General features: G+C 63.5%; 14 protein-coding genes. 3 read left to right on the plus strand and 11 right to left on the minus strand.

Annotated features, from left to right (window positions below; genetic code table 11):
* Window positions 1-91 precede the first annotated feature (91 nt).
* Window positions 92-466 carry a helicase gene (locus tag A0O30_RS16065; protein WP_105947151.1) on the plus strand — a complete coding sequence of 125 codons (375 nt, stop codon included), beginning with the start codon at window positions 92-94 and terminating at the stop codon, window positions 464-466.
* Between the two features lie 124 nt (window positions 467-590).
* Here the strand turns inward: A0O30_RS16065 and A0O30_RS16070 are convergent, their stop codons facing one another.
* The 6 genes from A0O30_RS16070 to exbB all read right to left on the minus strand — a co-directional run bounded on the left by A0O30_RS16070 (window position 591) and on the right by exbB (window position 7,334).
* Window positions 591-1,994, minus strand: a complete 1,404-nt coding sequence (locus A0O30_RS16070; protein WP_105947152.1) for an aminoacyl-tRNA deacylase and HDOD domain-containing protein — start codon at window positions 1,992-1,994, stop codon at window positions 591-593.
* Window positions 1,995-2,072: 78 nt separating this feature from the next.
* Window positions 2,073-4,151, minus strand: a complete 2,079-nt coding sequence (recG, locus tag A0O30_RS16075; RefSeq protein ID WP_027609975.1) for an ATP-dependent DNA helicase RecG — start codon at window positions 4,149-4,151, stop codon at window positions 2,073-2,075.
* Between the two features lie 3 nt (window positions 4,152-4,154).
* Window positions 4,155-5,081: a hydrogen peroxide-inducible genes activator gene (locus A0O30_RS16080; RefSeq protein ID WP_016712714.1), complete on the minus strand. Its 927-nt coding sequence runs from the start codon at window positions 5,079-5,081 to the stop codon at window positions 4,155-4,157.
* Between the two features lie 94 nt (window positions 5,082-5,175).
* Window positions 5,176-5,907, minus strand: coding sequence for an energy transducer TonB (locus tag A0O30_RS16085; protein WP_105947153.1), 732 nt, complete (start codon window positions 5,905-5,907; stop codon window positions 5,176-5,178).
* Complete coding sequence (gene exbD / locus A0O30_RS16090; RefSeq protein WP_003253367.1) at window positions 5,904-6,332, minus strand: TonB system transport protein ExbD; 429 nt, start codon at window positions 6,330-6,332, stop codon at window positions 5,904-5,906. The genes A0O30_RS16085 and exbD overlap by 4 nt, the downstream gene beginning before the upstream one ends.
* A 3-nt stretch (window positions 6,333-6,335) precedes the next feature.
* A complete protein-coding gene (gene exbB, locus A0O30_RS16095) occupies window positions 6,336-7,334 on the minus strand; it encodes a tonB-system energizer ExbB (protein WP_105947154.1) in 999 nt (332 codons plus the stop codon).
* A 189-nt stretch (window positions 7,335-7,523) separates the two neighbouring features.
* Here exbB and A0O30_RS16100 point away from each other — a divergent pair, with 189 nt between their 5' ends.
* On the plus strand, window positions 7,524-8,387 hold the full coding sequence (locus A0O30_RS16100) for an SDR family oxidoreductase (protein ID WP_105947155.1): 864 nt from the start codon (window positions 7,524-7,526) through the stop codon (window positions 8,385-8,387).
* Between the two features lie 146 nt (window positions 8,388-8,533).
* Here A0O30_RS16100 and A0O30_RS16105 read toward each other — a convergent pair whose 3' ends face one another.
* The 5 genes from A0O30_RS16105 to A0O30_RS16125 all read right to left on the minus strand — a co-directional run bounded on the left by A0O30_RS16105 (window position 8,534) and on the right by A0O30_RS16125 (window position 13,284).
* Window positions 8,534-9,265: a hypothetical protein gene (locus A0O30_RS16105; RefSeq protein WP_105947156.1), complete on the minus strand. Its 732-nt coding sequence runs from the start codon at window positions 9,263-9,265 to the stop codon at window positions 8,534-8,536.
* 60 nt (window positions 9,266-9,325) lie between these two features.
* Window positions 9,326-9,706 (minus strand): RidA family protein, encoded by a 381-nt coding sequence (locus A0O30_RS16110; RefSeq protein WP_003253379.1) that lies wholly within the window; start codon window positions 9,704-9,706, stop codon window positions 9,326-9,328.
* Window positions 9,707-9,729: 23 nt separating this feature from the next.
* The gene (gene spoT, locus A0O30_RS16115) at window positions 9,730-11,838 is read right to left on the minus strand and encodes a bifunctional GTP diphosphokinase/guanosine-3',5'-bis pyrophosphate 3'-pyrophosphohydrolase (protein ID WP_016712710.1); all 2,109 of its coding nucleotides are present in this window, start codon (window positions 11,836-11,838) and stop codon (window positions 9,730-9,732) included.
* A 59-nt stretch (window positions 11,839-11,897) separates the two neighbouring features.
* Window positions 11,898-12,161 carry a DNA-directed RNA polymerase subunit omega gene (gene rpoZ, locus A0O30_RS16120; protein WP_003253383.1) on the minus strand — a complete coding sequence of 88 codons (264 nt, stop codon included), beginning with the start codon at window positions 12,159-12,161 and terminating at the stop codon, window positions 11,898-11,900.
* A gap of 250 nt (window positions 12,162-12,411) precedes the next feature.
* Window positions 12,412-13,284, minus strand: a complete 873-nt coding sequence (locus A0O30_RS16125; protein WP_105947258.1) for a LysR family transcriptional regulator — start codon at window positions 13,282-13,284, stop codon at window positions 12,412-12,414.
* Between the two features lie 204 nt (window positions 13,285-13,488).
* Here A0O30_RS16125 and A0O30_RS16130 point away from each other — a divergent pair, with 204 nt between their 5' ends.
* A complete protein-coding gene (locus A0O30_RS16130; protein ID WP_003253387.1) occupies window positions 13,489-14,871 on the plus strand; it encodes a glutamine synthetase family protein in 1,383 nt (460 codons plus the stop codon).
* Window positions 14,872-14,873: the final 2 nt, after the last annotated feature.

A 14,873-nucleotide genomic window follows, 5' to 3' on the forward strand; every position in this document is an offset into this window, starting at 1 on the left:
TTTCTGCAGGCAAAATGTTTCGAACTTGCATAAATAGTTCAGGAAAGGGATAAACTGCGCGCCCTAGTCACTTTTCATTCGAGGCGCGTTGATGAAGTTTCGCTTTCTTCTCTGGGCCATGGGGCTGTTGATGGCCAGGGCCAGCCGTAACAACCCGGCGTTCCAGCAGCAGCTCAAGGGCAAGGACCTGGTGTTCCAGATGCAGACCCTGGACGGCAAGGTCGCCCGGCACTTCATCGTCAATAACGAACGCATCAGCAGCAAGGGCGGGGCGCACGCACAGCCGGCTTTCGCCATTGCGTTCAAGGACGCAGCCTATGGCTTTACCACGATGCAGGCGGGCAACAAGCAGTTGGCGTTCATGCAGGGCATTCAGGACAAGAATATCCAGATCAAGGGCAATCCGGCGTTGGTGATGTGGTTCCAGGGGTTGATGAAGTACCTGAAGCCGAAGAAGAAAGGCTGAAATTGCTGGGGCCGCTTTGCGGCCCTTTCGCGACACAAGGCCGCTCCCACATTGATCGGCGTGCACGGGCCCCTGTGGGAGCGGCCTTGTGTCGCGAAAGGGCTGCAAAGCAGCCCCAGAAAAATCAATGCGGTGCGTGGAACTGCGAAGCCAACTCGCGCAACAGGTTCTCGGCCTCGAGCACCTTGTTCACCACATCCTCCGCCTTGTCCCGGGTAATCCCCAGGCGCTCCAGCAACGCGTCCGGGATCTCCTCCATCGGCCCCGAACCAATGCCTCGCGAGCGCAGCAAACGGGTGGCCAGGCACACCAGGTTGGGGAATGCCGAGTACTCGCCGTCGTAGGCCGGGTCGTGCTGGAAACGCAGCGCGGTCGACAGCTCTTCCGGCATGTCCCACAGCTTCATCAGCCAGGCGCCGATCTGTTCGCGGCTGATGCCCAGCAGGTGCTGTTCCACGTAGGTGTGGTTCAGGTGCGGGTTCACCTCCAGATGGCGGCAAATCAGCGAGAAGTGCGGTGGGAATACGTGTGCCAGCAGCAGGTAGCCGAAGTTGTGCAGCAGCCCGGCCAGGTAGGTAAGCCCGGCCTCGGGGCGTTCTGCCCTCGGCATGGCACGGGTCAGGCCTTCGATGATTGCGGCGGTGTAGATCGACTGCTGCCAGTACGGTGTGGCCTGTTGCGGGTGGTCTTTAGGCAGGCTCAAGGTCTTGCCCAGCGCCAGGCCCAGAGCCAGGTTGATCACCAGGTCGAAGCCCAGCACGCGCACGATGGCATCTTCCACCGAGCGGATCTTGCCGGGTGAGGCGTAGTACGGCGATGCCGCCCAGCTCACCACCTGGGCCGCCAGCGCCGGGTCGGTTTCGACCACGCCGGTGATGTCATCGATGCTGGCGTTGGGGTCTACCCGCAGCTTGATGATCTTTTGCGCAGTATCGGCCAGCGGTGGGATCTCGATGGTTTCTTCCAGGCGCTTCTGGATGCGTCGGGCCGTGAAGGCCTGCACGGCATTGGTGATTTCCCGGGTGTCGTCATCGGGGCGGTCGAGGTTTGGGCTGATGGCCTCGACTTCCTGGCCGAAGCTGCTGGCGCTGGCTTTGGCCAGCATGCGCTTGAAGTGCGCGCGTTCGATTTCCAGCAGCAGGCCGGTTTCGCCCGACTGGATATAGACGGTTTCGGCGTCGAGCAGGCTCTTCTCGTACTGGCACGGTGAGCTGGTCAGCGCCGGAATGCCTGGCAGGGCCTTGAGCTGGTGTTTGTCGAGCATCTGCTTCAAGCGCGGCACCGACACGGCGGTGAGCTTGCGCCCGGTCAGTTCGGCCAGGCGGTTGAGGTCCAGCAGTTGGCTCTGCGGGAACAGCACCATGAGGGCGCCGACCTCGTCGTCGAGAAGCACTGCCTGCACCCGCGAAGCCGCAGGAAGGTGCGGGTGCTCGGCCACCTCGCGGTAGGCGACGCCGACCTTGTCGAGCAGCAGCCTGATGACAGAGGGTGCGTGTGGGGTTGCGGTGTCCAGGGCAACTTCAGTCATGGTCCGTATCCACTGATTCTTTTAAACGCGAAGTATAACCAGCCTGCGAGCAAATCTGGATCCATTCTGGGACTGGCGTCACACTTGGCCATATTGCTGGCCATGACGCAGCCAGCGGTCGAGCAACGGGCTGACGTGTTCCGGCCAGCGCGCGATCAGGGCCTGGGCGGCGTCGCGCACCGCTGGCAACAGGTCGGCGTCACGCATCAGGTCGGCGACCTTGAACTGTAGCAGGCCGGTTTGGCGGGTCCCCAGCATCTCGCCCGGGCCGCGCAGCTCCAGGTCCTTTTCGGCGATGATGAAGCCGTCGTTGGTCTCACGCATGATCCCCAGGCGCTCGCGGCCGATCTGCGACAGTGGCGGGTGGTACAGCAGCACGCAATGGCTCACGGCACTGCCCCGGCCAACCCGGCCGCGCAGCTGGTGCAACTGGGCCAGGCCAAGGCGCTCGGGGTTCTCGATGATCATCAGGCTGGCGTTGGGCACGTCCACGCCTACCTCGATGACCGTGGTCGCAACCAGCAACTGCAATTCACCGGCCTTGAACTGCGCCATGATTTCGGCTTTTTCCGCAGGCTTCATGCGACCGTGGATCAGGCCCACACGCAGTTCGCCCAAGGCGCTGCCAAGTTCTTCATAGGTGCTTTCGGCCGCCTGGCAGGTGAGTTCTTCGGACTCTTCGATCAGCGTGCATACCCAGTAAGCCTGGCGGCCCTCGGCGCAGGCGGCGCGTACCCGTTCGACGACCTCGAAGCGACGGCTGTCGGCCACCAGCACCGTGTTTACCGGCGTACGCCCGGGTGGCAGTTCGTCCAGTACCGAGGTGTCCAGGTCGGCGTAGGCGCTCATGGCCAGGGTGCGCGGAATAGGCGTGGCGGTCATGATCAACTGGTGCGGGCACAGCTCGCCGGCCACGCCCTTCTTGCGCAGGGCCAGGCGTTGCTGCACGCCAAATCGGTGCTGTTCGTCGATGATCGCCAGGGCCAGGTGCTTGAACTTCACCTCTTCCTGGAACAGCGCGTGGGTGCCGACCACCATCGGTGCGCCGTTGGCGATCTGCTCCAGGGAAGCTGCCCGGGCCTTGCCCTTGAGCTTGCCGGCCAGCCAGGCCACTTCGATGCCCAGTGGTTCGAGCCAGCGCTTGAAGGTGATGTAGTGCTGTTCGGCGAGGATCTCGGTGGGTGCCATCAAGGCCACCTGATAGCCGGCTTCCAACGCCTGCAGCGCGGCCAGCGCGGCGACCACGGTCTTGCCTGCCCCCACATCGCCCTGCACCAGGCGCATCATCGGCTCGTGCTGGCTGAGGTCGTAGGCAATTTCGTTGGCCACCCGCTGCTGCGCGCCGGTCGGCTGGAAGCCCAGGTTGGCCAGGTACTGCGCTTGCAGGCGTTTGGCCTTGGGCAGTACCGGTGCGCGCAGGCTACGCAGGCTTTCACGCAGGCGTTGCTGCGACAGCTGGTGGGTCAGCAGTTCTTCGAAGGCCAGGCGGTGCTGGGCCCAGTGCTGGCCTTCGGCGAGCTCGTCGAGGTCGGCATCGGCCGGCGGGTTGTGCAGGTAGCGGATGGCATCGTCCAGCGGCGCCAGTTGGTAGTCCCGGGCCAGCTCGTCAGGCAGCCAATCAGGCAGGCTGCGCGGGCCAAGCAGGCCCAGACTCTGCTGGCACAACAGGCGCAGGCGTTGCTGGGTGAGGCCTTCGGTGGACGGGTAGATCGGTGTCAGAGTCTGCTCGACCGGGGGCGGCGGTTCGTCGCCATTCAGTGCGCGGTACTCCGGGTGGTAGATTTCCAGGCCTGAAGCGCCGGGGCGGGCTTCGCCGTAGCAGCGCAAGTGGGTGCCGCGTTTCAGGCCTTCTTTCTGCGCGTTGCTGAAGTGGTAGAAGCGCAGGCTCAGCACGCCACTGCCATCTCCCAGTCGCACCACCAGGCTACGTCGCTTGCCCATGGTCACGTCGGCGCCGCTGACCACGCCCTCGATCACGGCATCCTGGCCGGGGCGCAATTGGCCAATCGGCACCACGCGGGTGCGGTCCTGGTAGCGCAGGGGCAGGTGGAACAGCACATCCTGCAGGTTCTCCAGGCCGACCTTGGCGAGTTTTTCCGCCATGGCCTCGCCAACGCCCTTGAGTACCGTGACCGGGACTTTCGACAGCTCACTCATGACTCAGGCCGGTTGTTCCGCAGGGGCTTTGGCGACCGAGCACAGGCGGATCGAATCGGCGAGGATCTCGATGGCCTTCGGCCGCGGGAAGCTGGCACGCCAGGCGATGGCCACGGTGCGGAACGGCGCCGGTGCCGTCAGCGGGCGGACCTCGATGATGCCAGGGGCGTAGTGGTGGCTGTGCACCGCCGACAGCGGCAGGATCGAAACGCCAAGGCCCGATGCCACCATATGGCGGATGGTTTCCAGCGAGCTGGACTCGACCGTGGTGTGCTTGGAGCCTTCGCCGCCCTTGTTCAGGGTCGGGCAGGCTTCCAGTACCTGGTCGCGGAAGCAGTGGCCCTCACCCAGCAGCAACAGGCTCTTGTCATTGAGCATGGCGGTGTCGATGGTCTTTTTCGCCGTCCACGGGTGGTCGGCCGGCATCAGGGCGCAGAACGGCTCATCGTACAGCGGCAGGGTCAGCACGTCGGCTTCGTTGAATGGCAGGGCGATGATCACCGCGTCCAGTTCGCCATTGCGCAGCTTTTCGCGCAGTACGTGGGTGAAGTTTTCTTCGATGTACAGCGGCATCTGCGGCGCTACGCGGTGCAGTTGCGGAATCAGGTGCGGGAACAGGTAGGGGCCGACGGTGTAGATGGCGCCGACTTTGAGCGGGGCGGTCAGCTGGTTCTTGCCGGCCTGAGCCAGTTCGCGAATGCCTTGGGCCTGCTCCAGTACCTTCTGCGCCTGGGCGACGATGCTTTCGCCGACCGGGGTCAGGCGCACCGCGCTCTTGCTGCGTTCGAAGATCAGAACGCCAAGCTCATCCTCGAGCTTCTTCACACCGACCGACAGGGTCGGCTGGCTCACGTGGCAGCGTTCGGCGGCATGGCCGAAGTGCTGTTCCTGGGCGAGTGTGACGATGTAGCGTAATTCTGTGAGGGTCATAACGTGCGTCCATGAAGTTGCGGGCCCAGCATAGCGGCTGCAATCGATAGACGCACGTTATCAGACTTGCCGATTTGTGACAGAAACAAAAGTCTCAGCGGCGGTCCAGCGAGTAGACGAACGGTGCCACGACTTCAATCGTGCCATTGTTCAGCAACTCGGGTGGCGGCTTGGGTACCGTGCCGGCCCGACGGATCATTTCCAGGGTCGCCCGGTCCAGTGCGGCACTGCCCGAACCACCAGCCATGGCGTACGACACGACCTTGCCTTCGGCATCCACCACGAAGCGCAAGCGGTTGATACCCTGCAGGCCGCGACGACGCGCGTCTTCCGGGTAACGCTTGTACTTGGCCAGGTGCCGCAGCAGGTCACTCTGCCAGGTTGGCAGGGCGTTGCTGTTGGACGCAATGCTCGGCGCCGGTGCCGCGGATTTCTGCGGTGGCGTGTTGCTGGGCGGTGCGTCTACCGTTTGCTCGGTTGGCGGTGCTTCCGTCGGCGGCTCAGGCTTTTTCTCAGGCTTAGGCGGCTGGGGCTTGGCCTTCGGCTTGGGCGGCTTGTGCACGGCGATCTTGGGTTTGGGCGCTTCCACCAGCTTCGGCAGCGGCAATTCTTCAACCGGTGCCGGTGGCTGTGGAGCCGCTTTCGGTGGCGGTGGTGGCGCAGGCTCCGGCAACGGTGCCAGCTCGACCATCATCGCTGCCGGGGGCAGTTCGATGGCCTGAGGCACCGACCAGTTGAGCGTCAGCAGCACAGCGACCACGTGCACGCCCAGCACGATCAGCAGGCTGCCACCGTAGCGCGCCATGTTTGAGCGCGGTTTCGTCATTTCTTGGCTGCCGTCTCGAGACCTACCAGACCGACCTTGAGGTAGCCGGCCGCGCGCATGTTGTTCATCACTTCCATCAGGTCACCGTAATCCACGCCTTTGTCAGCCTGGAAGAAGATGGTGGTTTCCTTGTCACCCTTGGTCTTGGCATCGAGCATCGGGCCAAGCTGGTCGGGTGCAGCAACCTGATCGTCGCCGACGTACAGCTTCTGGTCGGCCTTGACGCTGACGAACACCGGTTTCTCGGGCCTCGGCGCCGGTTTGGCGGTCGAGGCCGGCAGGTCGACCTTGATGTCGACCGTGGCCAAGGGGGCTGCGACCATGAAGATGATCAGCAGCACCAGCATCACGTCGATGAACGGCGTAACGTTGATTTCGTGGTTTTCGGCGAGGTCGTCGCCACCTTCGTTGAGATGCAGGCCCATGGCTTACCCCACTTTCACCATGTGCGGGGCGGCGCGATCGCTGCCCTGGTGGTCCAGGTCACGGCTGACCAGCAGCAGTACCTGAGCGGAGGCGTCGGACACCTGGGCCTTGTAGCCGGCGATGGAGCGGGCGAAGACGTTGTAGATGACCACAGCCGGGATTGCAGCGACCAGGCCCAGGGCGGTGGCCAGCAGGGCTTCGGCGATACCGGGAGCAACCACAGCCAGGTTGGTGGTCTGGGTCTTGGCGATGCCGATGAAGCTGTTCATGATGCCCCATACAGTACCGAACAGACCTACGAACGGCGCGGTGGAACCGATGGTTGCCAGTACGCCGGTGCCGCTGCTCATGGTACGGCCGCTGGCATGCACCAGGCGCTCCAGACGGAAGCTGACGCGCTCCTTGATGCCTTCTTTTTCACGGGCGTTGGCCGACAGGCGCATCTCCTCGAGGGCGTCGTGAACCAACGTGTGGGCCAGGGTACCTTCCTTGTTGGAGACTTCGCTTGCTTCTTTCAGGGTGGTGGACTTCTTCAGCTGGGCGATCTCACCACGCAGGCGACGTTTGGCGCCCATCAGCTCGAAGCCTTTGGCGATCCAGATGGTCCAGGTGATGATGGAGGCGATAGCCAGGCCGATCATGACGATCTTCACCACGATGTCGGCGTTTTTGTACATGCCCCACGGGGACAGGTCGTGGGCCATGCCCAGGGACGTGTCTTCAACCAGTGCATCGGTAGCGGGATCAACCACTACCTGCGAATCTGCCGGGGCGGCAGCTTGTGCTTCGCCAGCGGGAGCCTGGCCTTCCACAGCCGGTGCCGCCGGGGCAGCTTGAGTAGCCGGAGCAGCCGGAGCGGAAGCAGCAGCTGGCGTAGCGGCATTGGCGGTTGGCTCATCGGCCATGGCCACCGGGGCCAGCACCAGGCTGAGTGTCAGCGCGGCGATGGCGCGCCAGGCGCGCGACGGGGTTGGCGAAGCGGAAGGTTGAGTACGTGTCATGCTGGCCGGACCTGATGAAGAAAAAGTGGACGTTCTCCAAGGCCTCGAGATAGGCCGAGAACAAATTGGTCGCCATTATTGCAAGTAATTCTTGTTAACAAAAGTAATCTTGTTGCTTTTTTCGCCTATGGTCTAGCCGCCCATCGTGTAGCGTGGCCGGGCTGATCAATTGGTCTAGGGAGTTTTGTGATGTCAGACCTATCCGTGATGGTGGTGGGATGTGGTGATGTAGGCGGGCGTTTTGCCAAACAGATGCTGGCCAAAGGCTGGCAGGTAAGCGGCCTGCGCCGTTCTGTCGGGCAACTGCCTGCGGGTATTGCACCGGTTGCCGCCGACCTTGCCGAACCGTCGATTCCGCAAGCCTGGCCGCAGGGTTCGCTGGACTACCTGGTGTATTGCGTGGCGGCCAGCCAGCACGACGAGGCGGGTTACCAGTCGGCCTACGTCGACGGCTTGCGCCATGTGCTGGCGTGGCTGGCCGAGCGAGGCCAGCGCCCGCGTCGCCTGCTGTTTGTATCGAGCAGCAGCGTGTATGCCCAAAAAGACGGTGAATGGATCGAAGAAGGTGCGGCCACCGAGCCTGAAGGTTATTCAGGGCGGGTGATGCTGGAGGCCGAGCAGCTGGCGCTGGCCAGCGGCATTCCGGCAAGCGTGGTGCGCCTGACCGGCATCTATGGCCCAGGCCGCGAGTGGCTGCTGAGCCAGGTGCGCCAGGGTTACCGCGTCGCCGAGGAGCCGCCGCTGTATGGCAACCGTATTCATGCCGAGGATGCTGCCTGCCTGTTGGCGCACCTGCTGCAGGCCGATGCCGACGGCAAGGCGCTGGACGACTGTTACATTGGCGTCGATGACGACCCGGCTCCGCTGGCCGATGTGGTGGCCTGGCTGCGGGCGTACATGGGGGTTACCGAGTGGTCTGATGAGCAGCGGGTGCGGCGTACTGGTAGCAAGCGCTGTAGCAACGCCCGGGCTCGGGCGCTGGGCTGGGTGCCGGAATATCCGAGTTACAAGGAAGGGTATGCCGCAATCCTTGAGGGTAAAAACCAACCCTGATTTCACGCGGCACTGTGGGAGCGGCCTTGTGTCGCGAAAGGGCCGCACAGCGGCCCCAGGATTTCAGCATTGCCGCCAAGATTGTTGGGGCTGCTTCGCAGCCCTTTCGCGACACAAGGCCGCTCCCACAGGGACCGCGTTCGGATTTAGTTCTGCTCCAGCACCCACTGGCGCTTGCCCGCCGCCAGCTCCGGCATGTCATCCGGCTGCGCACGGTTCACCGCCTGGAAAATCTCCAGCTTGCCGCCATCACGCTTGATGATGAACGGTGCGCCACGCTGGTTACGCTCCAGCCACAGGCTGTCATTGCTGCCGCCCATGGTCGCGCAATCGCCCGCCAGGCACAGGGCGAAACGGTCTGGCCCTGGCAGGCCGGTGACGTTGCCGGTGTCGCTGAAGCGCACGCTGGCACCTTTGCCCTGGCCTTCGGTGATCTTCCAGTCGCCGCCCAGGTAGGCCTGGTACAGCGCCTTCTCGAAGCTGCTACCCAGCGGGGCATTGGCGGTAGCCGGTGCCTTGGCGCGTACGAAGGTCTGCTTGGCTCCGCTTTGATCAACGGTCAGCAGTTCATCGCCATCAAGCGACAACTGCTCGGTCTGGCCACCTTCGAAGCTGGCCTGCCACTGCTTGTCGTTGGCGCTCAACTGGCCGTCAGCGGCCTCGAAACCATTGCTGTAGCTGGCCTGCTGGCTGGCAACGTCGAGTTTCCACTCGAACACCGGGCCGTGCTCGTTCAGCGCCTGGCGCAGGCTGCTGCCCTTGACGGCCGCAGTGATGGCGTCCTGGTTGATCCAGGTGCCGTTGAAGTCTTCGGGTTTGTGGCTGGCGCAGCCGCCCAGAAGCAGGGCTGCCAGTGCGAGGGGCAGTGCTTGACGCATGAGGGAATAACCTTGCAGAAGAGGGAGGGGTGACGGGCAGGGTGCCCGTCACCGGGGGCATCATTCGATGACCAGGATGGCGTCCATTTCGACCTGGGAGCCTTTCGGCAGCGCGGCAACGCCGATGGCGGCGCGGGCCGGGTAGGGCTGCTCGAAGTAGCGGCCCATCACCTCGTTGACCTTGGCGAAGTGGCTCAGGTCGGTGAGGAAGATGTTCAGCTTGACGATGTCCTTGAACGAACCGCCAGCGGCTTCAGCCACGGCCTTGAGGTTTTCGAACACTTGCACGGTCTGGGCTTCGAAGCCTTCCACCAGCTCCATGGTCTTCGGGTCCAGCGGGATCTGGCCCGACATGTACACGGTGTTGCCGGCCTTGATCGCCTGCGAGTAGGTGCCGATGGCGGCAGGGGCCTTGTCGCTGTTGATGACGGTCTTGCTCATGATGACTCCTTGCGGTTGGCGGACTACGTACGCATGCGGGTGATGCGGACCACACCGGTCAGGGTACGCAGCTTCTTGATCACACGCGCCAGGTGCACGCGGTCGTGCACGCTGACCACCAGTTGGACCACGCTGATACGGCCGTCGCGTTCGTCCATGCTGATCTTCTCGATGTTGCCGTCGGCGGCGTTGACGCTGCTGGCCAGCAGGGCGATCAGGCCGCGCTGGTGCTCCAGTTCGACACGCAGTTCGACATTGAACTCGCCCGTGATGTCCTTGGCCCAGGAGAGTTGCACGCACTTCTCCGGGTTGTGGCGGATTTCACTGATGTTGCGGCAGTTCTCAAGGTGCACGACCATGCCTTTGCCAGCCGACAGGTGGCCGACGATCGGGTCACCCGGGATCGGCGTACAGCACTTGGCGTAGCTCAGCACCAGGCCTTCGGTACCACGGATCGCCAGCGGGCCTTCCGGCGCTGGCAACTGCTCGCCTTCGGCCGACAGCAGGCGACGTGCAACCACGTAGGCCATGCGGTTGCCCAGGCCGATGTCTTCGAGCAGGTCTTCGATGAGTTCCAGGCGGTACTCGGCGAGAATCGACTGGATGCGTTCCTGGGGGATTTTCTCCAGGCTGCTGTCGAAGCCGGTGAGCACCTTGTTCAGCAGGCGTTCGCCCAGGCTGATGGACTCGGACCGGCGCTGCTGCTTGAGGGCGTGGCGGATGTGCGTGCGCGCCTTGCCGGTGACCACAAAGTTGAGCCAGGCCGGGTTCGGCCGTGCGCCCGGTGCGCTGACGATTTCCACCGTAGAGCCGCTTTGCAGCGGCTCGGACAGCGGCGCCAGGCGGCGGTTGATGCGGCAGGCGATGCAGCTGTTGCCCACGTCGGTGTGCACCGCGTAGGCGAAGTCGACGGCCGTGGAGCCTTTGGGCAGCTCCATGATGCGGCCTTTGGGCGTGAACACGTAGACCTCGTCCGGGAACAGGTCGATCTTCACGCTCTCGATGAATTCCAGCGAGTTGCCAGCACGTTGCTGCAGTTCGAGGATGCCCTTGACCCACTGGCGGGCACGGGCGTGGCTGCCCTTGGGCTGCTCGTCGTCGTTGGACTTGTACAGCCAGTGCGCGGCAATGCCGTTGTTGGCCATCTCTTCCATCTCGCGGGTGCGGATCTGGATTTCGATGGGCACGCCGTGCATGCCGAACAGCGTGGTGTGCAACGACTGGTAGCCGTTGGCCTTGGGGATCGCGATGTAGTCCTTGAAGCGACCGGGCAGCGGCTTGTACAGGTTGTGCACGGCGCCGAGCACGCGGTAGCAGGTGTCGACCTTGTCGACGATGATGCGGAAGGCGTACACGTCCATGATCTCGTTGAAGGCGCGGCGCTTGCCACGCATCTTCTTGTAGATGCCATAGAGGTGTTTCTGCCGGCCGCTGACCTCGCCCTCGATGCCGTCGGCGGCCAGGCAGTTGGCCAGCGAGTGCTCGATCTTGGCGACGATCTCTTTACGGTTGCCGCGTGCGCTTTTCACCGCCCGGTGAATCAGCGACGAGCGCATCGGGTGCATGGCCTTGAAGCCCAGGTCCTCGAACTCCACGCGCACGGTGTGCATGCCCAGGCGGTTGGCGATGGGTGCGTAGATTTCGAGGGTTTCCTTGGCGATGCGCCGGCGCTTTTCGCCAGACAGCACTTCCAGGGTGCGCATGTTGTGCAGGCGGTCGGCCAGCTTGACCAGGATCACGCGGATATCGCGAGCCATGGCCATGGCCATCTTCTGGAAGTTTTCGGCCTGCGCCTCGGCCTTGGTTTCGAAGTTCATCTGGGTCAGTTTGCTGACCCCATCGACCAGTTCGGCCACGGTCTCGCCAAATTGCTGGCTGAGGGCTTCCTTGGCGATGCCGGTGTCTTCGATCACATCGTGCAGCATGGCCGCCATCAGGCTCTGATGGTCCATGTGCATGTCGGCGAGGATGCTGGCCACGGCCAGCGGGTGGGTCACGTAGGGCTCGCCGCTGCGGCGGCGCTGCCCGTCGTGGGCCTGTTCGGCGTAGAAATAGGCGCGGCGGACCAGGTTGACCTGTTCGGGGCCAAGATAGGTCGACAGCCGTTCGGCCAAGGCTTCTATACCCGGCATGGGTTCACCTCCTGCGGAGGAAGAGGGCCTTGCGCCGTGCGACGTCGACCTGGCATCAATCAGACAGCCTCGTTGTTCTCGTCCTCGAACGCGGCGAACACCGGATCCTCGGTGACGATCTCTTCAGCGGCGATGAACTCGTTGGTGACGATGCCTTCGGCGATTTCACGCAGGGCAACAACGGTTGGCTTGTCGTTTTCCCATGCAACGCGTGGCTCTTTGCCGCCGGTCGCCAGCTGGCGAGCGCGCTTGGTCGAGAGCATGACCAGCTCAAAGCGGTTATCCACGTGTTCCAGGCAGTCTTCAACAGTTACGCGGGCCATGGTCTTCCTCAGTAGCAAATGCGGTGGGCGTGCAGCCCAGTAATGGGCAGGCGGACTCGATAGTTTAAAAAATCACCAGCCAATAGGGAAGCGCTGTTTTGTCGGGTGGATCGGTGTGGAATTCTTCGCGGGCACGCCCGCTCCCACAAGTCCTGCACATTTCTCACCGCCGCCGCTATACCTGTGGGAGCGGGCAAGCCCGCGAAAGGGCCGGAACAGACACCCTCACTGCTTGATCCTGACGATAACCTCAGAGCATCGCGCCACGCAACCGCGGCGTCAGCTCTTCGAACAGCGTCTGCACCGAGCGCAATGCCCGGCAGTCCGGCCGGGTCAATAGCCACAGTTGGGTGTCGCAGCCGGCCAGCGGCCCACTCAACGCATCCACGCCGGGCAAGGCATGCACCATATAGTCCGGCAACGCCGCCACGCCCAGGCCGGCGGTGACCAGCTGGGCGATGGTCGACATGCTGCTGCACTGGTAGCGCGGGCTTACCCCAGGGTGCTGCTGGTTGCGCCAGACCACTGTAGGGTGGTCCACCATCGAGTCATCGGGGGCGATCCACGGCACGTTGGCGGGCGACTCGGCCAGGCGCTCGCGCCACTGTGGCTGGCCGCAGACGACATAGGAGGTAGAACCCAGGTTGCGGCCCACCAGGTGCTCCGGTGGCGTGTTGGTCAGGCGCAGGGCGATGTCGGCATCGCGTCGGCTGAGGTTGGCAAACGTGTTGGAGGTGCCCATCTCCAGCGATAGCGCCGGGTAGTTGGGCATGAACTCGGCCAGCGCCGGCAGCAACAGGCTGTGCATCACCGCCTCGGTACAGGTCAGCCGCACCGTGCCGCTTACCACCTGCTCGCCACTGGTCATGGCAATGCGCGCCGCCTCCAGCGCCTGTTCGGCACGTTCGGCCTGCTCGGCCAGCGCCTGAGCGGTGTCGGTCGGCAGGTAGCCCTTGCGGCTCTTGACGAACAAGGCGGTGCCTAGCGCCGACTCCAGCCGGCGGATCGAGCGGAATACTGTCGAAACATCGACTTTCAGCAGCTCGGCGGCCTTGGCCAGCGAGCGGCCCCGCTCCAGTGCCAGGACCAGGGAGAGGTCGGCGTGGGTAATCTGATATTGCATTGGTGCACGCTCTGCTTGCCGAATTGCCAATGTCTGTTGCATCAGGGCCATTTTATAGTGAAACGGCCCCCCGGAATCAATGCGCCCGGTCGGGTAACCAGTCCCCACGATGGGAAAGTGAAAAGAACAACAGCTGCAACCATCGTCGCCCGTGAGGCGCCAGCCGTATCCCACATCGCCGCAGCACATCAAAGGATGTACACCATGACGTCGGTAACCCCGTGCGCCAGTTCTTCCAGCGAGATGAATGACTTCCTCCAGGCCCATCCGGACACGCAGTATGTCGACCTGCTGATCTCCGACATGAATGGCGTGGTACGTGGCAAGCGCATCGAGCGGGCCAGCCTGCACAAGGTGTACGAGAAGGGCATCAACCTGCCCGCATCGCTGTTCGCCCTGGACATCAATGGCTCCACCGTCGAGAGCACCGGCCTTGGCCTGGACATCGGCGATGCCGACCGCATCTGCTTCCCGATCCCGGGCACGTTGTCGGACGAGCCGTGGCAGAAGCGCCCCACTGCCCAGTTGCTGATGACCATGCACGAGCTGGATGGCCAGCCGTTCTTCGCCGACCCGCGCGAAGTGCTGCGCCAGGTGGTGAGCAAGTTCGACGACCTGGGCCTGGATATCTGCGCGGCGTTCGAGCTGGAGTTCTACCTGATCGACCAGGACAACCTCAACGGTCGCCCGCAGCCGCCGCGTTCGCCCATTTCCGGCAAACGCCCGCAGTCGACCCAGGTGTACCTGATCGACGACCTCGATGAATACGCCGACTGCCTGCAGGACATGCTCGAAGCCGCCAAGGAGCAAGGCCTGCCCGCCGACGCCATCGTCAAGGAAAGCGCCCCGGCGCAGTTCGAAGTCAACCTGCACCACGTGGCCGACCCGCTGAAGGCCTGTGACTACGCGATCCTGCTCAAGCGCCTGATCAAGAACGTGGCCTACGACCATGAAATGGACACCACCTTCATGGCCAAGCCCTACCCGGGCCAGGCAGGTAACGGCCTACACGTACACATTTCGTTGCTGGACAAGAAAACCGGCAAGAACATCTTTGCCAGCGATGACCCGTTGCAAAGCGACACGCTGCGCCACGCCATCGGTGGTGTGCTGGAAACCATGCCGGCGTCGATGGCGTTCCTGTGCCCGAACATCAACTCCTATCGCCGTTTCGGCGCGCAGTTCTACGTGCCCAATGCGCCAAGCTGGGGCCTGGATAACCGCACCGTGGCCGTACGCGTGCCCACCGACAGCAGCGACAACGTGCGCCTGGAGCACCGTGTGGCCGGCGCCGACGCCAACCCGTACCTGATGCTGGCGGCCATCCTGGCCGGCGTGCATCACGGCCTGACCAACAAGGTCGAGCCGGAGGCGCCGATCGAAGGCAACTCCTACGAACAGCTGGAGCAAAGCCTGCCGAACAACCTGCGCGATGCCCTGCGCGCGCTGGACGACAGCGAAGTCCTCAACCAATACATCAGCCCGGACTACATCGACATCTTCGTGGCCTGCAAGGAAAGCGAACTGGCCGAGTTCGAAGTGTCGATTTCCGACCTTGAGTACAACTGGTACCTGCACACGGTGTAAGC

Source organism: Pseudomonas sp. LLC-1 (genome assembly GCF_002992185.1).
Classification (GTDB): Bacteria; Pseudomonadota; Gammaproteobacteria; order Pseudomonadales; family Pseudomonadaceae; genus Aquipseudomonas; species Aquipseudomonas monteilii.